General features: G+C 73.1%; 20 protein-coding genes. 12 read left to right on the top strand and 8 right to left on the bottom strand.

Annotation, left to right across the window (positions count from 1 at the left end; genetic code table 11):
* Nucleotides 1-27 precede the first annotated feature (27 nt).
* From OG867_RS13190 to OG867_RS13180, 3 genes are read left to right on the top strand one after another with little or no spacing between them, the layout of a single operon-like run.
* On the top strand, nucleotides 28-603 hold the full coding sequence (locus OG867_RS13190; protein ID WP_328901616.1) for an IS607 family transposase: 576 nt from the start codon (nucleotides 28-30) through the stop codon (nucleotides 601-603).
* On the top strand, nucleotides 596-2,224 hold the full coding sequence (locus tag OG867_RS13185; protein ID WP_328901617.1) for a transposase: 1,629 nt from the start codon (nucleotides 596-598) through the stop codon (nucleotides 2,222-2,224). The genes OG867_RS13190 and OG867_RS13185 overlap by 8 nt, the downstream gene beginning before the upstream one ends.
* The gene (locus OG867_RS13180) at nucleotides 2,221-3,198 is read left to right on the top strand and encodes a PAS domain-containing protein (RefSeq protein ID WP_406290936.1); all 978 of its coding nucleotides are present in this window, start codon (nucleotides 2,221-2,223) and stop codon (nucleotides 3,196-3,198) included. The genes OG867_RS13185 and OG867_RS13180 overlap by 4 nt, the downstream gene beginning before the upstream one ends.
* A gap of 3 nt (nucleotides 3,199-3,201) precedes the next feature.
* On the opposite strand, the gene OG867_RS13175 is transcribed toward OG867_RS13180, so the two are convergent.
* Nucleotides 3,202-3,957 carry an SIS domain-containing protein gene (locus OG867_RS13175; RefSeq protein ID WP_406285257.1) on the bottom strand — a complete coding sequence of 252 codons (756 nt, stop codon included), beginning with the start codon at nucleotides 3,955-3,957 and terminating at the stop codon, nucleotides 3,202-3,204.
* 183 nt (nucleotides 3,958-4,140) lie between these two features.
* Here OG867_RS13175 and OG867_RS13170 point away from each other — a divergent pair, with 183 nt between their 5' ends.
* Both OG867_RS13170 and OG867_RS13165 read left to right on the top strand, forming a co-directional pair.
* Nucleotides 4,141-4,833 carry a metal-dependent transcriptional regulator gene (locus tag OG867_RS13170; RefSeq protein ID WP_406285255.1) on the top strand — a complete coding sequence of 231 codons (693 nt, stop codon included), beginning with the start codon at nucleotides 4,141-4,143 and terminating at the stop codon, nucleotides 4,831-4,833.
* 496 nt (nucleotides 4,834-5,329) lie between these two features.
* Complete coding sequence (locus OG867_RS13165) at nucleotides 5,330-6,223, top strand: alpha/beta fold hydrolase (protein WP_406285253.1); 894 nt, start codon at nucleotides 5,330-5,332, stop codon at nucleotides 6,221-6,223.
* A 12-nt stretch (nucleotides 6,224-6,235) separates the two neighbouring features.
* Here OG867_RS13165 and OG867_RS13160 read toward each other — a convergent pair whose 3' ends face one another.
* The 3 genes from OG867_RS13160 to OG867_RS13150 are packed head-to-tail and all read right to left on the bottom strand — an operon-like array spanning nucleotide 6,236 to nucleotide 9,399.
* Nucleotides 6,236-7,888 (bottom strand): transporter, encoded by a 1,653-nt coding sequence (locus tag OG867_RS13160; RefSeq protein WP_406285251.1) that lies wholly within the window; start codon nucleotides 7,886-7,888, stop codon nucleotides 6,236-6,238.
* The gene (locus OG867_RS13155) at nucleotides 7,885-8,697 is read right to left on the bottom strand and encodes an ABC transporter ATP-binding protein (protein ID WP_406285249.1); all 813 of its coding nucleotides are present in this window, start codon (nucleotides 8,695-8,697) and stop codon (nucleotides 7,885-7,887) included. The genes OG867_RS13160 and OG867_RS13155 overlap by 4 nt, the downstream gene beginning before the upstream one ends.
* A gap of 42 nt (nucleotides 8,698-8,739) precedes the next feature.
* Nucleotides 8,740-9,399, bottom strand: a complete 660-nt coding sequence (locus OG867_RS13150; protein ID WP_406290934.1) for a bifunctional DNA primase/polymerase — start codon at nucleotides 9,397-9,399, stop codon at nucleotides 8,740-8,742.
* A gap of 312 nt (nucleotides 9,400-9,711) precedes the next feature.
* On the opposite strand from OG867_RS13150, the gene OG867_RS13145 reads away from it, so the two are divergent.
* The gene (locus OG867_RS13145; RefSeq protein ID WP_406285247.1) at nucleotides 9,712-11,094 is read left to right on the top strand and encodes a transcriptional regulator; all 1,383 of its coding nucleotides are present in this window, start codon (nucleotides 9,712-9,714) and stop codon (nucleotides 11,092-11,094) included.
* 223 nt (nucleotides 11,095-11,317) lie between these two features.
* The gene (locus OG867_RS13140) at nucleotides 11,318-12,712 is read left to right on the top strand and encodes a hypothetical protein (RefSeq protein WP_406290931.1); all 1,395 of its coding nucleotides are present in this window, start codon (nucleotides 11,318-11,320) and stop codon (nucleotides 12,710-12,712) included.
* Nucleotides 12,713-12,746: 34 nt separating this feature from the next.
* Here the strand turns inward: OG867_RS13140 and OG867_RS13135 are convergent, their stop codons facing one another.
* On the bottom strand, nucleotides 12,747-14,027 hold the full coding sequence (locus tag OG867_RS13135) for an ABC transporter substrate-binding protein (protein ID WP_406285245.1): 1,281 nt from the start codon (nucleotides 14,025-14,027) through the stop codon (nucleotides 12,747-12,749).
* A gap of 174 nt (nucleotides 14,028-14,201) precedes the next feature.
* Between OG867_RS13135 and OG867_RS13130 the strand changes: the two genes are divergently transcribed.
* Nucleotides 14,202-14,648, top strand: coding sequence for an SCO4402 family protein (locus OG867_RS13130; RefSeq protein WP_328904413.1), 447 nt, complete (start codon nucleotides 14,202-14,204; stop codon nucleotides 14,646-14,648).
* A gap of 28 nt (nucleotides 14,649-14,676) precedes the next feature.
* On the top strand, nucleotides 14,677-15,546 hold the full coding sequence (purU, locus tag OG867_RS13125; RefSeq protein ID WP_406285243.1) for a formyltetrahydrofolate deformylase: 870 nt from the start codon (nucleotides 14,677-14,679) through the stop codon (nucleotides 15,544-15,546).
* 18 nt (nucleotides 15,547-15,564) lie between these two features.
* On the opposite strand, the gene OG867_RS13120 is transcribed toward purU, so the two are convergent.
* Both OG867_RS13120 and OG867_RS13115 read right to left on the bottom strand, forming a co-directional pair.
* Nucleotides 15,565-16,845, bottom strand: coding sequence for a zf-HC2 domain-containing protein (locus tag OG867_RS13120; protein WP_406285241.1), 1,281 nt, complete (start codon nucleotides 16,843-16,845; stop codon nucleotides 15,565-15,567).
* The gene (locus tag OG867_RS13115) at nucleotides 16,842-17,414 is read right to left on the bottom strand and encodes an RNA polymerase sigma factor (RefSeq protein WP_406285239.1); all 573 of its coding nucleotides are present in this window, start codon (nucleotides 17,412-17,414) and stop codon (nucleotides 16,842-16,844) included. The genes OG867_RS13120 and OG867_RS13115 overlap by 4 nt, the downstream gene beginning before the upstream one ends.
* A gap of 400 nt (nucleotides 17,415-17,814) precedes the next feature.
* Between OG867_RS13115 and OG867_RS13110 the strand changes: the two genes are divergently transcribed.
* The 3 genes from OG867_RS13110 to OG867_RS13100 all read left to right on the top strand — a co-directional run bounded on the left by OG867_RS13110 (nucleotide 17,815) and on the right by OG867_RS13100 (nucleotide 19,656).
* Nucleotides 17,815-18,189 carry an STAS domain-containing protein gene (locus tag OG867_RS13110; protein WP_018101410.1) on the top strand — a complete coding sequence of 125 codons (375 nt, stop codon included), beginning with the start codon at nucleotides 17,815-17,817 and terminating at the stop codon, nucleotides 18,187-18,189.
* Nucleotides 18,190-18,282: 93 nt separating this feature from the next.
* Complete coding sequence (locus OG867_RS13105; RefSeq protein WP_328901627.1) at nucleotides 18,283-18,804, top strand: EF-hand domain-containing protein; 522 nt, start codon at nucleotides 18,283-18,285, stop codon at nucleotides 18,802-18,804.
* A gap of 384 nt (nucleotides 18,805-19,188) precedes the next feature.
* Nucleotides 19,189-19,656 carry an ATP-binding protein gene (locus OG867_RS13100; RefSeq protein ID WP_328901628.1) on the top strand — a complete coding sequence of 156 codons (468 nt, stop codon included), beginning with the start codon at nucleotides 19,189-19,191 and terminating at the stop codon, nucleotides 19,654-19,656.
* Here OG867_RS13100 and OG867_RS13095 read toward each other — a convergent pair.
* Nucleotides 19,653-20,645, bottom strand: coding sequence for a GlxA family transcriptional regulator (locus OG867_RS13095; RefSeq protein ID WP_406285235.1), 993 nt, complete (start codon nucleotides 20,643-20,645; stop codon nucleotides 19,653-19,655). The two genes, OG867_RS13100 and OG867_RS13095, sit on opposite strands and share 4 nt — an antisense overlap.
* Nucleotides 20,646-20,680: the final 35 nt, after the last annotated feature.

Here is a 20,680-nt window from a genome sequence, read left to right as displayed (position 1 = left end):
CGTTTGAGTGAGTGTCGTTCTCAGGGCGTGAATCTGACGGAGTGGGCGAGGACGCAGGGTGTGCATCCGCAGACCGCGTATCGGTGGTTCCGTGAGGGAACGTTGCCGGTGCCGGCTCAGCGGGTCGGGCCGCGCACGATCCTGGTGAACGTGGACGCGAACACCACGTCCGGGGCCATGGGCGGAGTGGGTCTGTATGCCCGCGTGTCCTCGCACGACCAGAAGAGCGATCTGGAGCGCCAGGTCGCCCGGCTGTCGGCGTGGGCGGCGAAGGCCGGTCACCGGGTCGTTCGGGTCGAGGCAGAGATCGCCTCCGGGATGAACGGCTGCCGCCCCAAGGCCCGGCGCCTGCTGGCCGATCCGCACGTGACCTGCGTGGTGGTGGAACACAAGGACCGGTTCGGCCGGATGAACGTAGAACTTGTCGAGGCCGCTTTGTGCGCGACGGGCCGTCGCCTCCTGGTGCTGGACGACGGCGAAGTCGAGGACGACCTGGTGTGGGACATGGTGGAGGTGCTGACCTCGTTCTGCGCCCGCCTGTACGGGCGCAGGTCGGCACGGAACCGTGCCCGCAGGGCAATGGAGGCCGCCGAACATGGCTGACCTCCGCCCGGTCACCGCTGCGTTCGTCGCTCCCGGCCCGTCCGGTGTGGCGGTACGTACCCGGCTCAAGGACCTCACGCACGAGGACAGGAACGTGCTGCGCCTGGTGAGTGCGCACCTGGGCTCGCTCGCCTCGATGGACCTCAAAGCGCGTTGCACTGAGGGCCTGGAGCACTCCAGCGCCTCATGGGCGGCCCGTAAGCGGGGTCTGACGGGCGAGTCGTCATCCAGATGGGCGGGAGCGGTCACGAAGGCGTCGCATGATCAGTGGGCGCTGGCGAGGCGGTGCCTGGCCGCGCACATCCGCAGCCTTGAGACCGGAATCAGGACACTGCGCCACCGGTTGTCGCTCCCGGTCGGCTCGAAGGGCACGAAACGTGCGCCGGGTGGTTACCGGTCCCGGGGTGAGTGGTTTCACAAGTCCCGTCGCCTCAAAGCGTTGGAGGACCGGCTTGCGGCTGCTGTCGCGGACTGGCGGTCGGGGCGGGTGCGGGTCGTGCGGGGCGGGAAGAGCCTGTTGAACACCCGCCATCACCTGACCGAGGCCGGGCTGACGGAGGAGGAGTGGCGTCAGCGGTGGGAGGCGGAGCGTTGGTTTCTCGCGGCGGACGGTGAGTCGGGGAAGCGGTACGGCAACGAGACGATCCGCGTCACCCCGGACGGCCGGGTCAGCATCAAGCTCCCCGCCCCCCTGGCTCACTTGGCCAACACCGCGCACGGCCGCTACACCCTCACCTGCACGGTTGGGTTCGCGCACCGGGGTGGGGAGTGGGCCGACCGCGTCGAAGGTAACCGTGCTGTCGCCTACCGCATCCACTACGACACCCGCCGTGGACGCTGGTACCTGACCGCGTCCTGGCAACGACCGATCGTGCAGACCGCCCCGTTGGAGGCGGCGAGGGCCGGGGGTGTGATCGGGGTGGACACCAATGCCGATCACTTCGCCGCCTACCGCCTCGATGCCCATGGCAACCCGGTCGGCGAACCCCACCGCTTCGGCTACGACCTGTCCGGAACGGCCGCACACCGTGACGCGCAGGTCCGCCACGCCCTCACCCGCCTCCTGCACTGGGCCCGCCGGACCGGTGTCACCGCGATCGCCATCGAAGACCTCGACTTCGGTGCGGAGAAGACCCGGGAGAAGCATGGCCGTAGGAAGCGTTTCCGGCAGCTGATCTCCGGCCTGCCGACCGGCAAGCTCAAGGCCCGCCTGGTCTCCATGGCCGCCGAACACGGTCTCGCGATCATCGCCGTCGACCCCGCCTACACCTCGATGTGGGGTGGCCAGCACTGGCAGAAGCCACTGACCACCCCCCGCCGCAGAATGACCCGTCACGATGCCGCCGGTATCGCGATCGGGAGACGCGCCCTCGGACACCCGATTCGGCGTCGGACGACACCGCCCCGCGCGCACCAGAGCGATGCGCACGGGCATCGGACCGTCCAGGCCGCACCAGGTGCCCCAGGGCGCGAGGGACCCCGCCCCCGCATCCCCGGACCACGGACACGATCCGCGCCACCGGACGCGGCGAGAACGCGGGCAACCAGGACACCCAACACCGTTCGGGATGTCCGCAGTGCCAGGGTGTGGGTCCAAGACCCACTCCTGCTCACTGAATAGGAACGGTGTACTGCGCGTTCAGCGAGGTCCACGCCCAGATCGACCTGGAACGGGCCATCGCGCTCAGCGAGGCCCTGTTCGAGGACGCCTCCTGGGGCGTCGTCCTGGTCGACGTGGACCTGCGCCCCACCGTCGTCAACGCCCACGCGGCCCGCGCCCTGGGCGGCGGCCGTACGTCGATGCTGGGGCGGCCCCTCGGCGAGCTGATCGCGCAAGGGGTCGAGGAGCTGGAGGGCGCCCTTCAGCACGTCCTCGCCGAGGGGGCGCCGGACGCGCCCGCCGAGCTGTGGGTGACCCTGCGCGGCGGAGAGGGCACCCGCCGTCGCTGCTGGCGCAGCGGCTTCCTGCGGCTGGCGTCCCCGCTCACCGAGGAGCCCGTGCCGCTGGGCGCCGGCTGGGTCTTCCAGGACGTCACGGACGCCCGGCTCGCCGCCCAGGAGGCGGACCGGCTGCGTTTCCGCTCCAACCAGCTGCACCGCGCCTCGCGGTCCGCGGCGGAGTGCGAGGACCCGATGGAGGCCGCGATGGCGTCGCTCGACTTCGCGCTGGCCGGGTTCGCCGACCACGCGCTGGTCGACCTGATGGCGGGGGAGCGGCTGGTCCGGGCGGCGGCCACCCCGGCCGACGCGCCGGGCCCCTGCCTCCCGGTGGCCGGGGGCGGCATCCCGTTGCGGTACGCGCCGGGCCACCCGGCGCTCCAGGCGGTGGACCGCACGGGCTCGGTGCGCACCTCGGCGGGGGCGGACCGGACGGACGGCGAGTGGGCCCGCCGCCGCCAGTGGCCCCCGGACGCGGTCCACGCCCTCTCCACGGTCCTGCGCAGCCGCGGCCGCACCCTGGGCGTGGTGACGTTCCTCCGCTCGTCCCACCGCGCCGCGTTCGCACGCCCGGACGCGATGTACGCGGAGAGCGTGGCGGCCCGGGTGGCGGCATCGGTGGACCTGCACCAGCTGGGCGGACCGGCCGCCCCGTAAGCCTCAGTGCCGGTAGAAGATCCGGTCCGCGTACTGCGTCATCACGCGCCCGTTCCACTCGTGGCCGCCGTCCACGTTCCCCGACCGCAGCAGCGGCGGCTCGATCCCGCGTTCGAGCAACCGCTCCGCCGCCGCGGCCATCATGCCCTGCATGATCGCGCTGGTGACCACCGTGGACGCGGGCGCGAACGGCGCCTCGATGCCGTCCACCTCCAGCTCCGCGTCGCCGATCGCGATCTTGCTGTCGAGGACGATGTCGCAGTGGTCCCGCAGGAAGCCGCCCGAGCTGTGCCGGGACCGGGTCTCCTCCGCGTACGCGACCGAGGTGACGCCGATGACCTTCAGGCCCAGCGCGCGGGCGTTGAGCGCCATCTCGACGGGCAGGGCGTTGCGCCCGGAGAGCGAGATGATCACGAGCACGTCGCCGGACCTCGCGGGGCTGGAGTCGAGCACCGCGCCCGCGAGGCCGTCCACGCGTTCCAGGGCCGAGCCGAGGGTGGCGGGCATGACGTCCACGCCGAGGGCGCCGGGGACGACCATGAGGTTCATCAGGGCGAGCCCGCCCGCCCGGTAGACGACGTCCTGCGCGGCGAGCGAGGAGTGCCCGGCGCCGAAGGCGAAGAGCCGGCCGCCCGCCTCGACGGTGTCGGCGATCGCGGCACCGGCGGCCGCGATGTTCCCGGCCTCCTCGTCCCGTACCCTCCCGAGCAGGCCGATCGCCGCATCGAAGAACTGACCGGCCAGCTTGCTTTCGCTCATCGGGGAGGACCTTTCCGGCGGGGTGGGATGTCCATGGGGCGTCCGTAACGCCGATCACGTTGCGGTCTGGACCAGTGACCTGTCAATACCGCACGGCCCCGGCGACGACGGCGGGGCACGGTTCCGCGCGCGATGCGTCAGAATTGGTGCAGGGCCAGCGCACGATTGCATCGAGGGGCACGAATGTCCGGACTGATCGACACCACGGAGATGTATCTCCGCACCATCCTCGAACTCGAAGAGGAAGGCGTGGTCCCCATGCGCGCCCGGATCGCGGAACGGCTGGACCAGAGTGGTCCGACCGTCAGCCAGACCGTGGCGCGGATGGAGCGCGACGGCCTGGTCCAGGTCGCGGGCGACCGCCATCTGGAGCTGACGGAGGAGGGCCGCCGCCTGGCGACCCGCGTCATGCGGAAGCACCGGCTGGCCGAGTGTCTGCTGGTCGACGTGATCGGCCTGGAGTGGGAGCAGGTCCACGCCGAGGCGTGCCGGTGGGAGCACGTGATGAGCGAGGCGGTCGAGCGCCGGGTGCTGGAGCTGCTGCGGCACCCGACGGAGTCGCCGTACGGGAATCCGATCCCGGGCCTGGAGGAGCTGGGCGAGAGCGCCGAGGCCGACCCGTTCCTCGACGAGGGCATGGTCAGCCTGTCCGATCTCGACCCGGGCAGCGACGGCAAGACGGTGGTGGTCCGCCGGATCGGGGAGCCGATCCAGACGGACGCCCAGCTGATGTACACGCTGCGGCGGGCGGGCGTGCAGCCCGGCTCCGTGGTCAGCGTGACGCAGTCGCCCGGCGGAGTGCTGGTCGGCAGCAGCGGCGAGGCGGCGGAGCTCGACACCGAGGTCGCCTCGCACGTCTTCGTGGCGAAGAGGTAGACCCGCTTTCCGGGAGACCGGGCACCGGCGGCCGCCGGTGCCCGGTTTCTCTTTTTCCGTCCGGTTGTCTTTTTCCGTCCGGAACCGCAGCGCTCCGGCGCGGACCGTGCCAGGCTGTGGCGGAGGGGTGGCTGAGCGTGTCGGCCGCCGCCCCTGCCGCTGGGAGGGGAGCCGCGATGCACCCGTCGTACGCAGACAAGCGGATGGCCCCGGCGCCGCGAGGCGCCGGGGCCTGTCCCTCCCTGTGCCCGACCTGGAGCCCCGAGCTCTCAAGGTCGGTCCCGCGAGCCCTCATCCCCGAGTGGCCCGCCTCCCGCAGAAAATCTCCCCGCAGCTGCCGTCGTCAATCCTGGGAAGCAGTCACTCGAACGAGCGGTGTTGGCCGGCGGATCCCGGTTTTCGAATAAAGGTTCGATAGTCTGGCCGGTACGACCACCCGGTGACCCAGCCGGTGACCCACCCGGTGTCTCAGGGAGAGAAGGGGGTGCCAGAAGCTATGGCGCGACGCATCGAAGTGACCGGATCGGACGGCGTACGCCTCGCGGCCTGGGAGTTCGCCGACCCGCCCCGGGCGGGCGCGGACGACGCCCCCGCCCCCGCCGTCTTACTGCTGCACGGCCTGATGGGCCGGGCCTCGCACTGGGCGCCCACCGCGGACTGGCTCGCCGAACGGCACCGGCCGGTCGGCCTCGACCAGCGCGGCCACGGCGACAGCGGGAAACCGGCCGACGGCCCCTACACCCGCGACGCCTACGTGGCGGACGCCGAGGCGGTCATCGAACAGCTCGGGCTCGCCCCCGTCACCCTCGTCGGCCACTCCATGGGCGCGCTCACCGCCTGGCAGCTCGCCGCCAAGCGCCCCGACCTGGTCCGCGCGCTCGTCGTCTGCGACATGCGCGCCTCCGCGCTCGGCGCGGCCTCGCAGCGCGAGTGGGAGGACTGGTTCGGGAGCTGGCCGCTCCCCTTCGCCACGCCCGACGCCGTGCGGCGGTGGTTCGGCGAGGAGGACCCCTGGGTGGAGCGTCCCAGCCCGGCCCGGGGCGCGTTCTACGCCGAGGTGATGGCCGAGCGGGACGGCGGCTGGTGGCCCGTGTTCTCCCGCCGCCAGATGCTGGAGTCCCGCGCCACCTGGGTGTTCGACGCGCACTGGGAGGAGCTGGCCCAGGTCAGATGCCCGACGCTGGTGCTGCGCGGCCTGGACGGCGAGCTGGGCCGGGCGGAGGCCCAGGAGATGGTCCGGGTCCTGCCGCGCGGTCAGTACGCGGAGGTGGCCGACGCCGGCCACCTGGTGCACTTCGACCAGCCGGAGGGCTGGCGCGCCGCGGTCGAACCCTTCCTCGAACAGCTCTCCGAGGACGCGCGGGACGACCGCGAGCCCGTATCCCCGTAAGCCCGCAGGCTTTCAGCCCTTGCTGACCGCCGTCAGGATCTCCGGCAGCCGCAGGGCCATGCGCGGGGCCGCCAGGCGCAGACCGCCCCAGGCGATCAGTGCCCCGTACACCGCCCCGGCCGGGAGCAGCAGCCACAGCCAGTCCGTGCGGTCCGTGACGTGCAGGGTGATCGTCAGGGCGATCACCGGGGCGCTCAGCACGGCCGCCGCGACCATGCCGCCGAGGATGGAGATCCAGGCGAGCCCGGCCTGCCCCGGCGCCACGTTCTTGAAGGCCCCCTCCTGCGGAATCGAGTACGGGAAGCTCGCCGAGGCCACCGCGCCCGTCGCCAGCATCGCGCCCAGCAGCGCGAACGACAGGCCGATCACCCCCGGCAGCAGCTTCCAGTCGCCGAGCAGCGCCGCCGTCACCACCGCCACGAGCACCGTGTACGGAAGGGTGATCAGCAGCAGCGCCAGCGCCCGGGCGCGCAGTTCGAGGTACGCGTCCCGGGCCGAGGAGATCGTCTGGGCGACCATCCAGAACGCGGAGGTGTCCTGCCCGAACTGGTTGTACATCTGCATGCCGAGCATCCCGGCGGCGAAGCAGGCGAAGTACACCGTGCCCTGGCCCTGGAGGGCGTTGATCAGCGGGACGATCAGCCCGATCGCCAGCGCGGTCACCCAGGCGGCCTTGGTCTTCGGGTCCCGTGCCACGTACCGCAGGGACCGCTGCATCACCGTGCCGGTGCGGTCCTCGGGGAGCAGCGCCCACAGGCCCGCGCCGATCCGGCCGGACTTCTCGCGGTCCGGCCCGGGGGCGGCGGTCGTGGAACCGTCCGGCGCGGTCATCAGCTTCGTCAGGCTGCGCTGCCACAGCCACAGCAGCACCACCAGCGCGGCCGCCGCGATCAGCAGCTGGACGACGGCACGCCCGTACGCCCCCTCGGCGGCGGAGTCCACGGACCCCACGGCCGAGGCGGGCGGCAGCCAGCGCACCACGTCCGCCGCCGGATCGAGCGGGGCGAGCCCGCCGCTCCGGCCCAGGCGCTGGGCGCCGAAGTTGACGACCTGGATGCCCACCGCGATCAGCAGGCCGCTGAGGACGGCCAGGTCCCGGCCCTTGCGGGAGGTCAGCAGCCGGGTGTTGGCGGCGGCCACCGCACGGGCCAGCGCCACACAGACCAGCAGGGTCAGCGGCACGGCGAGCACCGCGAAGACCACCGCGCCCGCCCCCTCGGCCAGCGCCGCCGCCGATCCGGCCGCCAGGCACAGCGTGAACAGCGGGCCGAGCCCGATCAGCGAGGAGACCAGCAGCGCGACGATCAGCGGCCGGGGCCGCAGCGGCAGCATCACCAGCCGGGTCGGGTCCAGGGTCTCGTCGCCCGCCGCGAAGAACAGCGGCATCACCGCCCAGCCGAGGGCCAGGACCCCGGCGAGGAGCACCACGAGCGAGGCCGCGTGGTCGTGGCCGCGCAGCAGGACGAGCCCCAGCGTCAGCACGGCCGCGGCCAGCAGGGCGCCCACGACCGAGATCAGGTAGACGGCCTTCCGCCCGGAGGACTGGCGCAGCCCGTTGCGGAGCAGGGCCAGCTTGAGCCGGGCGAATACGGGGATCAGCGCCGGGGCACCCGTCGTGGCCCCGGTCCGGGGTCCGGTGCCCGCAGGGGCGTCGAGCACGCTCATCGGTCGCCGCCCAGCCAGTCCAGGGTGGCGCCGGCGTCCCGGTCGCCCGCGCCGACGAGCTCCAGGAACGTGTTCTGGAGGGAGGACGCCTCGCCGCGCACCTCGGCCAGGGGGCCCTGGGCGCGGATGGTGCCCGCCGCCATGACGGCCACCCAGTCGCACAGCGACTCGACCAGCTCCATCACATGGCTGGAGAAGACGACGGTCGCCCCCGAACGCGTATAGCGCTCCAGGACCTTGCGGATGGTCTGCGCCGAGACGGGGTCGACGCCCTCGAACGGCTCGTCCAGGAAGAGCACTTCGGGGTTGTGCAGCAGGGCGGCGGCGAGCCCGATCTTCTTGCGCATCCCGGTCGAGTAGTCGATGACCAGCTTGTGCTGCGAGCCCGCCAGGTCCAGCACGTCCAGCAGCTGGGTGGCCCTGCTGTCCACCTCCTGGCCGGGCAGCCCGCGCAACCGGCCGGTGTAGGCGAGGAGTTCGCGACCGGACAGCCGCTCGAAGAGGCGCAGGCCCTCGGGCAGGACCCCGATCCGGGACTTCACCTCGACCGGGTCGCCCCAGACGTCGCGCCCGCCGATCTCGATCCGCCCCTGGTCGGGCCGGAGCAGACCGGTGACCATCGAGAGCGTGGTGGTCTTCCCCGCCCCGTTGGGCCCCACCAGGCCGATGAACTTGCCCGCGGGCAGCTCCAGATCGATGCCGGCGACCGCGGTCTGCTCACCGAACCGCTTCCACAGCCCCTGGACGCGCACCGCGGGCGGTGTCGCCCGCGGCAGGTCTGTTCCGTCGTGTTGCATCCGGTCCGGCATCTGCACGCCTTTCGAAGTCCCCGTACGTACGCGGGGACCACCTTACGAAAGGCGCGTCTGGCGCGCGTCGGCCTTCGCGCGTCCGCAGGCGTACGCGAGCGGGCCGATCAGCTCCTCGACCTCGGGCAGCCAGCGGTTGGCGGTCGTGGGGGTGCGGGCCCACTGCACCGCGCCCGCCCCGCCGACCCGGGTCGGGGGCGCGACGACGTAACCGCCCGCGCCGACGCCGCGCAGGCCGATCGACGCGGCGTTCCACCCGGCCCGGCGGACCAGGTCGTCCGCCTTCGCGGCGGCCCCGGGCAGGACGAAGAACTGCATGCGGCGGTCCGGGGTGCGGGTGACCGGGCCCAGCGGCAGGCTCATCCGCTCCATCCGGGCGAGCGCCAGGAAGCCGGCCGACTCCGGTACGTCGACGGCGTCGAACGCGCGCCCGGTGGGCAGCAGCACCGCCGCCCCCGGCCGCCGGCTCCACAGCCGGCGGGCCGCCGCGCCGCTGCCGGTGGCGCCGTCCGCCCAGCCGTCCCCGGCGGGGTGGGCGCCGGGCGCGGCGCACGCCTCCTCGCCGCACGAGCACCTCCGGCCGGCGCCGGACGGCTCCAGCCAGGTGCCCGGGCACACGTCCCAGTGCCGCTCCTCCGTGTACCGCACGGCGGCGTCGAGCAGCTGCTCCACGCGCTGCCGGGGGACCTGCGCCGCTTCCATGACTCCGATGGGCTCTTCCACGTCCAGCTCAACTACGGGCTTCACGAAGAGTTACGGCCGCCCGTCGCGCGGTTCCGCACACGGGGCGCACGGGTGCACGGGCGGGGGCGCGTGGGAGAGGCACGGGCCCTGGGCGGGTAGCTGGCTACGGGACGTCCGGCCGGTCCGGTCCGGCGCGGCATTTTAGTGACCGGCCGTGACGAATGAGGTAAGTCGCGCAGAAAGTGACCAACCCGATGAATGGGCGCATTTCTCGGACATATGCCGGGCAGTGATCCCGCCACCTATCACTGCGGCCTCAGGGGGATACACATGGCAGCCAGGCCACTCGTCGCACGTCAGCCGAACGAACGGCTCCAGGCGCTCATCCAGGAAGCCGGATGCTCCAACGCGGGCCTGGCCCGCCGGGTCAACATGGTCGGTGCCGAACGCGGCCTCGACCTCCGCTACGACAAGACCTCCGTGGCCCGCTGGCTGCGCGGCCAGCAGCCACGCGGCCGGGCGCCGGGCACCATCGCCGAGGCGCTGGGCCGCAAGCTCGGCCGTACGGTCACGATCGATGAGATCGGGATGGCCAACGGCAAGAACCTCGCCTCGGGCGTCGGCCTCCAGTTCGCGCCGACGGTGATCGGGGCGATCGAGCAGGTCTGCGAGCTCTGGCGCAGCGACGTCGGCCGCCGCGACTTCCTCACCGGCTCGGCGGTCGCCTCGTCCGCGCTCGTGGAGCCCAGCCGCGACTGGCTGATCACCGGAGCCGACCCCCACGTCGCCCGGGCCGCCGGGTCCCGGGTCGGGATGCCGGACGTCGAGGCGGTGCGGGCGACGACGGCCGCGCTGGTCGACCTCGACCACCGCTTCGGCAGCGGCCATGTCCGCCCGGTCCTCGTGCACTACCTCAACAGCGTGGTCTCCGGGCTCCTTTCGGGGGCGTACCGCGAATCGACGGGCCGTCAGCTCTTCGCGGCGGTCTCCCGGCTCACCGAACTCGCCGGGTACATGGCCATCGACACCGGCCAGCCGGGCCTGGCCCAGCGCTACTACATCCAGGCCCTGCGCCTCGCGCAGGCGGCGGGCGACCGCGCCTACGGCGGCTATGTGCTGGCCGCCTCGATGAGCCACCTCGCGGCCGAGCTCGGCAACCCGCGCGAGATCGCCCAGCTGGCGCGGGCCGCGCAGGAGGGCGCGCGCGGCCGGGTCACCCCGCGCGCGGAGGCGATGTTCTACGCGGCGGAGGCGCGCGGCCACGCCCTGCTCGGCGACGCGCGCACCTGCCTGGAGATCGCGGGCCGGGCCGAGGCCGCCCTGGAACGGGCCGAGCCGGACAGCGGGGACGATCCCGACTGGATCGCCCACTTCGACCACGCCTACCTCGCGGACGAACTCGCGCACTGCCACCGGGACCTGGGGCAGGCGGAGGCCGCCGCGCGCCGGGCGAAGGAGTCCCTGGACGGCCACCCGGAGTCCCGCGCCCGGCGCCGGGGCATCGGCCTCGCGCTGCTGGCCACGGCCCAGGTGCAGCTGCGGGAGGTCGAGCAGGCGTGCCACACGGGGACCCGGGCGATGGAGCTCCTCGGCACGGTGCGCTCGACCCGGGGCGCGGAGTATCTGGAGGATCTTCAGCAGCGCCTCCTGCCGTACGGGGACGAGCCCGCGGTACGGGAGTTCGGCGCCCGGCTCGAACTGCAGGCGGCGTGAGCGGGGGTGGGCGGACCCTTAACTGCGTCTTAAGAGGCCGCGGTGTTACACCGTGTGTCACGGGCCTGCTGCGGATCGCGGGCACTTGGCACACCGCGGCCGGCACCCGATAGCGTGAGCCGACGATTCCATAGTTGACACGCACGTAGGAGTCCCGGTGACACAGAGCGGACAGGGCGACGAGCAGCAGCACCCTGCTGTACGACCCGCGCACGAGGGTGTCGTGCTGCCCTCGGACGGCGGAGAGCCCTGGACGCCGGGGAGAGCGGCGGACCAGGCGGCCCCGGACGGCGGCCAGCCGTGGGGACAGGCGTGGGGTCCGCAGCACGGCGGTCCGCAGCACGGCGGCGGGCAGGACGCGTACGGGCAGCAGCCCCAGCAGTCGTACCCGCAGCAGCCGGGCCCGTACGGGCAGCAGGGCGGCCACCAGCAGGGCGGGTACGGACAGGACGCGTATGGCCAGGGCGCCGCGCCCCTGCCGCCCGCGCACCACCAGCAGCCCCAGCCGTACGCGCAGCCGCTGCCGCCCGAGGCCGGGCCCGGGGCGGCTCCGGGCGGGGACGCCGACGCCACGCAGTACATCGCGCCCGTCCCCGGCGGGCTGCCGCCGGAGAACCCCGCGGAGTCCACGCAGTTCCTGGGCCACGCCCCCCAGGGCGGCGGGGACGCCGAGGCGACGCAGTACATACCCCCGGTGCCCGGCGGCGCGCCGTACGGCATCCGGCCCGGGACGCCCGGCGAGCGGCAGCCCCCCGCCGAGTTCGACAACCTCTTCCGCAGCGACGCGCCCGAGGGCGCGACGCAGCAGATGCCCCGGTTCGACCCGGCCCAGCAGCCGCCCCCGTACCAGCAGGGCCCGCCGCAGCAGCAGCCGTACCAGGCGGGTCCGCCGCCGCAGCAGGGCTTCCAGCAGCCGCCCCCGTACAGCGGTCCCCAGGACGGGCCCGGGTTGGACGAGGGCGGCGGCGGGCGGCGCAAGAAGTCCGGCGCGGTGCCGCTGATCGCCGCCGTCGTCGTCGGCTGCGCGGTGATCGGGCTCGGCGCCGGTGCGCTGATGAGCGGCGGCGACGAGGACGACAAGGACGCCAAGCAGCCGGTGGCGTCCGCGAGTTCACCGGCCGCCGGTGAGCCGTCCAAGGAGAAGGAGCAGCCCGCCGCCGACCCGGCGAAGCCGCAGGCCGAGGAGTTGGACAAGCTCCTCGCGGACAGCAACAACAGCCGCGCCGCGGTGATCGGGGCGGTCGAGAAGACCAAGTCCTGCACCGACCTGGACACGGCCGTCTCCGACCTCAAGGGCGCCGCCAAGCAGCGCCGCGACCTGGTCACCCGGCTCCAGGCGCTCTCCGTCGACAAACTGCCGGACCACGACCGGCTGACCGCCGCGCTCACCACGGCGTGGCAGGCGTCCGCGTCCGCCGACGACCACTACGCCGCCTGGGCGGTGCAGGCCAAGAGCAAGAAGGTCTGCAAGCACGGCCACGCGAAGACCACCTCGCACACCCAGCAGGCGACCGTGAAGAGCGGCGAGGCCAGCAACGCGAAGCGGCAGGCCGCCACGCTGTGGAACAAGATCGCCGAGAAGTACGGCCTGACGAAGCGCCAGTCGACCGCGCTCTGAGCGGAACCCGCCGCACCGGTGCGCCCGCGCCGGTTCAGCGGGTCGCGCTGGCCTCGGCCATGGTCTCCGTGACGTCCACGAAGTCCTTCCGCGCGGCGACCAGCCGCCCGTCGCGCACCACCTGGAACGTCACCTCGCTGTTGACGACGCGCGGGTACGACCGCGAGCCGATCATGTCCTCGTAGCGCCAGCGCAGCACGGGCGTGAGGCCCCCGGTGCCGGCGCGGGCGCCCTGGCCGAGGGCCCGGGTGAGCTTCGCCGCGGTGATCCCGGACTCGTGCATCGACTCGATGACCGACTTCAGCGCGGTGTACGCGATCCACGTGGTCTGCACGCCCGTGTCGTCCGGGTCGATCCGGTTGTCGCCGAAGGCGTACGCGCGGATCACCTTCCGCATCGGGTTCCACCTGGCGTCGCCCGGGGGCGGGTACCAGCCGGTGACGTACGCCCCCTCGAACGGGCTGTTCCGGCCGCCGGTGCGGTCGATGAGCGGCTGCCCCACACTGCCGAGCACGGAGGCCACGCGCACCGCGGTGCCTTCCGGTTCCAGCCGCCGGAACGAGTCGAAGAAGGTCTCCGTGCGGTCGCCCAGCACGGACGTCACGCATCCGCCGGTGGTGCCCGCCCCGGAGAGCGCGCGTTCCGCTTCCGCTTCGTACGAGGTGGCGCCCTCGGCGGCCGGTATGTCGAGCGGCGCGGGCCGCCCGGCCCCCTTGAGGCCGGTGCGCAGCAGCCATGCCTGGCTGTCCCCGGCCAGCGTGTCCGGGCGCACCAGGGAGACCCGGTCGCAGTCGTGCGACAGCTGCTCGGCGGTCCCGGCGAGCAGCGCGGACTGGCCGCCGGTCACCGGGTAGGACGCATAGCTGCGGAACTCCTCCTCGGAGGCCCCGTAACCGCCGATGTACGGAATCCCGGCGACCTCCAGCGGGGCCATGAACGCCCGCCCGTGGCGGCTGTACGAGCCGACGACCGCGACCGCCTTCTCCTCGACGGCCTTGCGGGCGCAGTTCCCGGCCCCGGTCCAGGCGTCCTGTTCGTCACAGGTGACGACGCGCAGCTCGTGCCCGTCGATCCCGCCGTGCGCGTTGATCCAGCGCCCGTACGCCTTGGCCATGGCGGTCATCCCGGCCATGTTCGCGGCGTCCGGCGCCGAGGCGCCGCCCGGCGCCCAGGTCACGACGGTGACGGGCTCCCTGGAGTCCCCCGAACCCCCAGGGAGCGCGCCGCAGCCGGACAGCACCAGGGCCCCGGCCGTCACCGCACCGGTGAGCGGTCCGAAGGGGCGGGAGGGAAGGGGGCGTCGCCGTCCGGTCATGGACCGAGACCTTTCCCCGCCCCGGGTAACGCCGTGGTGTGACGCCGTCAACGGCCGGTGACGTCACCGTGAACGCCAGGGGCCGGTCAAGGGCACCGAAAAGGGAACGTACGATCGACAACCGTGCAGCAAGGTTCCGAGAACTCTTCCCGTCGCGGCCGTCACTCCTCCACCATGGGCGGCATGCCGCTCAACGACCTTCCGTGGTGGCGCTGGCGCAGCAACGTGCGCTCGGCGCTGCACATGCTCTCCGACCCCGTCTTCCACCGCGACTGCTGGCTGGCCGGCCGGGAGGGATACGGCGACGTCACCGACGCCGTGTACCGCCTGGTCGAGGACACCTGGCTCGACAACTGGTCCGCCGAGAAGTACGTCGGCACGATCTTCCGGGACGCCGCCGAGGCGGCCCTCGTGGACGCCGCCGTACTCCGGGTGCTGCGCATCCTGCACCAGGTCGGAGCGGACGCCCACGTCTCCGTCTATCTGGAGCACCCCGGCTGGCCGGAGGCCGTCGCGGCCGCCCGCGAGGCGCACGTGCTGCTCTCCGCCAACGACGGCGAGGACCCGGACACACCGCCGCGTTCCCTGGACGTCCTCCGCATCATGACCAGGTCCGCCTGATACACGGCCGGTGTGGCACGCTACGGGGATGACCGCGCCGCAGCCTGCCCCCGACCAGTACGTCCTCACGCTGTCCTGCCCCGACAAACAGGGCATCGTGCACGCCGTGTCGAGCTACCTCTTTATGACCGGCTGCAACATCGAGGACAGCCAGCAGTTCGGGGACCACGACACCGGTCTGTTCTTCATGCGCGTCCACTTCTCGGCGGGCACCCCGGTCACCGTCGACAAGCTGCGGGCCGGCTTCGCCGCGATCAGCGACTCCTTCGCCATGGACTGGCAGATCCACCGCGCCTCGGAGCGCATGCGGATCGTGCTCATGGTCAGCAAGTTCGGCCACTGCCTCAACGACCTGCTCTTCCGGTCCCGGATCGGTGCCCTGCCGGTGGAGATCGCCGCCGTCGTCTCCAACCACCCGGACTTCGCCGAGCTCGTCGCCTCGTACGACGTGCCCTTCCGGCACCTCCCGGTGACCCGCGACAACAAGGCGCGGGCCGAGGCGGAGCTGCTGGACCTGGTCCGCGAGGAGAACGTCGAGCTGGTCGTCCTGGCCCGCTACATGCAGGTCCTCTCGGACGACCTGTGCAAGCAGCTCAGCGGCCGGATCATCAACATCCACCACTCGTTCCTGCCGAGCTTCAAGGGCGCCAAGCCGTACCACCAGGCGCACGCGCGCGGCGTGAAGCTCATCGGTGCCACCGCCCACTACGTCACCGCCGACCTGGACGAGGGCCCGATCATCGAGCAGGAGGTCGAGCGCGTCGGCCACAACGTGACCCCGGACCAGCTGGTCGCCATCGGCCGGGACGTGGAGTGCCAGGCGCTGGCCCGCGCGGTGAAGTGGCACGCGGAACACCGCATCCTGCTCAACGGCCGCCGCACGGTCGTCTTCGACTGAGCGCCGTACGGGGGCGGGCTACAGCCTGCTGAGCGAGGCGGCCGCGGACAGCACGTCGCTGATCGCCTCGCGGTCCCCGCGCTGCCCGGCCGCCGCCTCCACGGGCGGTACGTGCCCCGCCACCAGCCGGCAGAACTCCACGCCCTCCAGCGCGACCTGCGCCACCACGTGCTCGGCGGACCCGCGCGCGGCCGGGGAGTCCAGCGCGATGTACCAGTCGCCGCCGCCCGAGCCCTCGATCTCCAGGTGCAGCGAGCGCCCCGGGGACCCGGCCGACACCAGCCGCCTGGCCGGCCCCGCGAGCCCCGCCCGGCGCCGCAGGGCCAGCGCCCCCGGCAGCATCCGGACCGCCAGGTCGATCATCCGGTGCAGATGCCCGGCGGACGGCGGCTCGTACGGGTAGTCCACCGCCTTCGCGATGTCCCGCGCGTGCACCCAGCACTCGAAGGCCCGGTCGAGCATCGCGTCCTGCAACGGCAGCGAGAACTCCCCGTAGGGCACGGACAGCTCCGAGGCCCCGGGCCGCGCGAACGACACCGTCCTGATCAGCGTGTGGCTCTGCTCGCGCCACGGCTCACGGACCGCGCGGGTGGGCGGGCGCCGGGCGGACGCCCAGTACGCCTCGGTCCGCGCGGTCGGGGTGAGCGGGGCGCCGGGGAGCGGGTCGTCCAGGCCGAGGGCGGCGCCCACCAGGCCGTCCACGCTCATCAGGTGCCCGATCACCCCGGCGACCGTGGTCCGGCGGCCCGCCTGCCGCTCGTCCTCGAACCACTTCAGCCGCACCGGGGCGTGCCACTCGGCGGCGTCGATGTCCCGCAGCAGCGCGTCGAGCCGCGCCGTCTCGGCGTCGTACGGGGCGGCCCAGTCCGGCACCGGGATCTTCGCGGGGCGCCGGCTCAGGCAGCTCTCCAGCACCCGGGACCGCAGCAGCGGATCGAGATCCAGGCTCCGGTCGGTGTGCAGCAGCCCGACCGCGTCCCGCAACCGCAGCGCCTCGTCGGCACAGGGCGCGCACCCGGTCAGGTGCGCCTCGACGGCCTCGGTCTCCTCGGCGGAGCACGCGGAGAGCGCCCAGGCCCCCAGGAGGGCCTGAAGCACGCGGTGGGGGAGGACCGGGGCGGGCGCGGCGGGGTGCGGTACGCGTTCCGCTTCCGGTCGTACGGGCGCCGGCTCGGGCGGCGTCACGCGCCCCAGGTCGCCGAAGTCGTCCGCGGCGGGCCTGGGCCCCGGTATGCGCCGGGCGCCGCGCACCTCGTCGCGGCCCTCCTCGTCCCGGTCGCCGCCCGCGCCGCCGCTCACAGCGCCCTCCCGTATCCGGGCGGCGGGGCGCCCTCCACCGGGCGGGTCCGGGCGGTGGACAGCAGCTGGAGCCCGAGCCGCAGCCGGCGCCGCGCCTCGTCCTCCGTGACGCCGAGGTCCGCCGCGGTCTGCCGGTAGTCGCGGCGCTGTACGTACGCCAGCTCCAGGGCGGCCCGCAGCGGCGCGGGCATCGAGGCGACGATGTAGTCGGCCCGGGCCGCGGCGGTGGCCCGGCGGACCCGCTCGTCCAAGGCGTCCGGATCGCCGGGGTCCTCGGCGGCGTCCGCCGCGTCGCGCAGCCGCCGCACGGACTCGCGGTGCGTGAGGAAGGCCAGCCAGGCCCGCATGGAGCCCAGCTTCGGGTCGTACAGGTCCGGGTTCTCCCAGACGTGGCCGAAGACCTCGCGGGTGACCGCGCCGGCGGCGTCCTCGTCGTCCAGCATCCGGTTGGCCTGGCTGTGGACGAGGGCGGCGAACCGGTCGTACATCTCGCCGAGGGCGGCGGCCTCGCCGCGCGACAGCCGCTGCTGCATCCTGCGGTCCCAGCGGGGTGGTGCGTTTTCGGCCATCTGCCCCCCAGCCCTCCGCCGTCGGACCTGTGCGTCCCTGTCCCACTCGTCCTGTCCGAATGTAGTCCCCGTCCCCGGAGAAGCACGCCCCTTTACGACAAGTACGTCCCCGGGGGTGCCTTGCCGATCATGGCCGGGTCCGCGGCGTCTGGCACGGCACCTCGCCGCGTTGCCGAAACACCCTGATCGCTCCGCGATGAGGGCATTCCGGCGCCTTGCGATGCACCGCACCAGACGCCGCGGCCTGATCCGGCCCTGATCGGCAAGACACCCCCGGAACACGCCCTCTTTGCGAGACGGGTGTTTCGCGAGGGACGTACGGGGGCAGCCGCCAGGCAGGAACGCAAACTTCCGGATCACCGGGCTGCCCCGGAATCCCCGGAACGAGAGGCCCAGTCGCGTGACCCTGAAAGTCTCTGAGACCGAGCGGGGCGGATGGACCGTGCTGCACATAGGCGGCGAACTGGACCTGCTGACTTCGGCCACCGTCCGCCAGTCCGTCCACGAGGTGGTGGCCGTGGGCCGCCACGACGTGGTGCTGGACCTGTCCGGTGTCCAGTTCTGCGATTCCAGCGGGGTGGGCGTGCTCATCGCCCTGCGCCGTCTGATGCGGTCCTGCGGCGGCCGGCTGCGCCTGATCCTGCCCGCCCGGGGCGCGGAGGAGGGCTCCCACGTCAACCGCGTGCTCGCCGCGCTCGGCGTGCGCCGCTTGTTCGATGTCTTCCCGGACTGGGACGCGGCCGTGGACGAGGAGGCCGAGCCGCTGACGGCCTGAAACGGCCGTCGCCGCACCGGCCCGTGCGGAGCTGTCACAGGGCTGAGCCCCGTAAGTGACACGTGACGCCCGAAGGCGTCGTACGCTCCCCGCATGGACAGCGCAGAGTATGAGCGCAAGATCGCCTTCCGCTTCGCCGCCTTCGACCAGGACGGCAACGGATACATCGATCGCGCGGATTTCAACGCCGCCGCGGCCCGTCTGCTCACCGAGTTCGGTACGACGGCCCGCTGCGACAAGGGCCAGGCGCTCTACAGCGGCGCCGAGGCGTTCTGGCAGGGCATGGCGGGCATCGCCGACGTGGACGGGGACCAGCGCGTCACCCGTGAGGAGTTCGTGGGCGGCGCGGTGAAGCGGCTGCGCGACAACCCGGAGCGGTTCGCGGAGATCGCCCGCCCGTTCCTGCGCGCGGCGCTCGCGGTGGCGGCGGGGCCGTCCGGCGGGAACAGAGCACCGGTGCCGGCCGTGGAGCGGGCCCTCAGGGTCCTCGGCGCGAGCCCGGACGCGGCGGCGTTCGCCGCGCAGAGCCTGGACACGGACCGGGACGGCGGGGTCGTGGAGGAGGACGCGGTGGCCGCGCTGGCGACGTACGTGACGGTCATCGAGCCGGACTAGGGCCTTTCGTCCGGGGACACCGCGCCCCTGGGCGTGACGCAGCGCTACGACGGGTCACCGATACCGGCTTGTGTCCTTTGCGTGATTCGTCACGGCGTGGAGTCGGCGCCCGGCTCGGGTACCCTCCGTGGGATGCGAGTGGTTCTGGAACCTGTCCGTCCGGACGCGGCCTGCGAGGCGCGTCGGGTCCGGGTGAGGTGCTGTTCGACTCTCCGCAATGTGCGTCGCACAGTATGCACTACGCGTACTCCTTCGCGCTGGAATATGCCCGAAGCGCTTGTTGCGGTGACTGTACGTCAACCATGCTGTCGTGCAAGGGAATCACGTTCCGTGACCCTTTGGAGGCGCGAGGCGATGTGTCCGCCGGTTCGGATGGTGTGAGCGGTGCAGGTGCTTCAGGTTCAGTTGGAGGTCGGGCCCGACCCCGCGGAGGTCGGACGGGCCCGCAGATGGGCGCGCTCACGGCTCGCCGGTTCCGGCGTGAGAGACGACGAGCCGCTGGCCGAGACCCTCATCCTGCTCATCTCGGAGCTGGTGACCAACGCGGTCGTGCACACCGGCTGTCCGGCCGTGCTGCGCATGCTGTTCGGCCCGACGGGCGCCCCGGGCGGCGCCGGGACCGTGCGCGTCGAGGTGGCCGACGCCAGCTGCCGCCCGCCGCAGCAGCGGCACGCGCGGGGTGAGGACACCGGCGGCCGGGGCCTGGAGCTGGTCGACGGCCTCGCCGACCGCTGGGGCTGGCAGCCGGAGGGCGCGGGCAAGCGGATCTGGTGCGAGGTGGACCGCAGCGTCCCGCTGATCCAGGTCCAGCTCCAGCCGGGCACCCACGGCGCCGAGCCCGCGGTCTCCTAGGCCCGGTTGCCCGCCGTCGAGCGGAACGTGCGGCGGTACACCGTCGGCGAGACGCCCAGCGCCGCCTGGAGGTGCTGCCGCAGCGAGGTGGACGTGCCGAAGCCGGCGTCCCGGGCGACCTGGTCGATGGACAGGTCCGTGGACTCCAGGAGACGGCGCGCCAGCTCCACGCGCTGCTGGGTGAGCCACTGCACGGGGCTGACGCCGACCTCCTCGCGGAACCGCCGGGTGAACGTCCGTACGCTCATCGCCTCCTGCTGGGCCATGTCCCGCAGCAGGATCGGCCGCTCCAGCCGGGCCAGCGCCCAGGCCCGCGCGGTCGTCGTCGTGGCGAACTGGGTGTCCGGCACGGGCCGCCGGATGTACTGCGCCTGGCCCCCGTCCCGGTGCGGCGGCACGACCGTGCGCCGGGCGACGTCGTTGGCGACGGCGGTCCCGTGATCGCGCCGCACCAGGTGCAGGCAGAGGTCGATCCCGGCGGCCACCCCGGCGGACGTCAGGACGTCGCCGTCGTCGACGAACAGGACGTCCGGGTCGACCCGGACGCGGGGGAAGAGCCGCTGGAAGTGATCGGCGTGGGCCCAGTGCGTGGTGGCGGGGCGCCCGTCCAAATAGCCGGCGGCGGCCAGGACGTAGCTGCCGGTGCAGATGGACACCATCCGGGTGCCCGGACGGATGTGCGCGAGCGCGGCGGTCAGTTCGTCGGTCAGCCGGCCCTGGTCGTAGACGAGGCCCCCCTCGTGACTGGCCGGGACGACGACCGTGTCCGCCGTGGCGAGCGCCTCGGGTCCGTGGCCGACCATCACCGTGAAGTCGGCGTCGGTGTGGACCGGCCCCGGCGGCCGGACCGAGCAGGTCACGACCTCGTACAGCTTCCGCGCCCGGTCCTGGTGCTCCGAGGTGCGGGCGAGCCCGAAGATCCGCTGGGGGATGCCCAGTTCGAAGGGGAGCAGCCCGTCGAGGGCGAGAACGACGACCCGGTGCGGCACAGCGGACTCCCTTCGGCCGGCCGGGGCCCGTGAAA

This window comes from Streptomyces sp. NBC_00209 (assembly GCF_045206345.1).
GTDB lineage: Bacteria > Actinomycetota > Actinomycetes > Streptomycetales > Streptomycetaceae > Streptomyces.
This window is presented reverse-complemented; position numbering and strand designations above follow the sequence as displayed.

What these genes read in the sequence shown, in the direction of transcription:
- OG867_RS13185 (WP_328901617.1), top strand. Translation starts at nt 596, where the DNA reads ATGGCTGACCTCCGCCCGGTCACCGCTGCGTTCGTCGCTCCCGGCCCG.
- OG867_RS13175 (WP_406285257.1), bottom strand. Translation starts at nt 3,957, where the DNA reads ATGAGCGAAAGCAAGCTGGCCGGTCAGTTCTTCGATGCGGCGATCGGC.
- OG867_RS13170 (WP_406285255.1), top strand. Translation starts at nt 4,141, where the DNA reads ATGTCCGGACTGATCGACACCACGGAGATGTATCTCCGCACCATCCTC.
- OG867_RS13165 (WP_406285253.1), top strand. Translation starts at nt 5,330, where the DNA reads ATGGCGCGACGCATCGAAGTGACCGGATCGGACGGCGTACGCCTCGCG.
- OG867_RS13160 (WP_406285251.1), bottom strand. Translation starts at nt 7,888, where the DNA reads ATGAGCGTGCTCGACGCCCCTGCGGGCACCGGACCCCGGACCGGGGCC.
- OG867_RS13155 (WP_406285249.1), bottom strand. Translation starts at nt 8,697, where the DNA reads ATGCCGGACCGGATGCAACACGACGGAACAGACCTGCCGCGGGCGACA.
- OG867_RS13150 (WP_406290934.1), bottom strand. Translation starts at nt 9,399, where the DNA reads ATGGAAGCGGCGCAGGTCCCCCGGCAGCGCGTGGAGCAGCTGCTCGAC.
- OG867_RS13145 (WP_406285247.1), top strand. Translation starts at nt 9,712, where the DNA reads ATGGCAGCCAGGCCACTCGTCGCACGTCAGCCGAACGAACGGCTCCAG.
- OG867_RS13135 (WP_406285245.1), bottom strand. Translation starts at nt 14,027, where the DNA reads ATGACCGGACGGCGACGCCCCCTTCCCTCCCGCCCCTTCGGACCGCTC.
- OG867_RS13130 (WP_328904413.1), top strand. Translation starts at nt 14,202, where the DNA reads ATGGGCGGCATGCCGCTCAACGACCTTCCGTGGTGGCGCTGGCGCAGC.
- purU (WP_406285243.1), top strand. Translation starts at nt 14,677, where the DNA reads ATGACCGCGCCGCAGCCTGCCCCCGACCAGTACGTCCTCACGCTGTCC.
- OG867_RS13115 (WP_406285239.1), bottom strand. Translation starts at nt 17,414, where the DNA reads ATGGCCGAAAACGCACCACCCCGCTGGGACCGCAGGATGCAGCAGCGG.
- OG867_RS13105 (WP_328901627.1), top strand. Translation starts at nt 18,283, where the DNA reads ATGGACAGCGCAGAGTATGAGCGCAAGATCGCCTTCCGCTTCGCCGCC.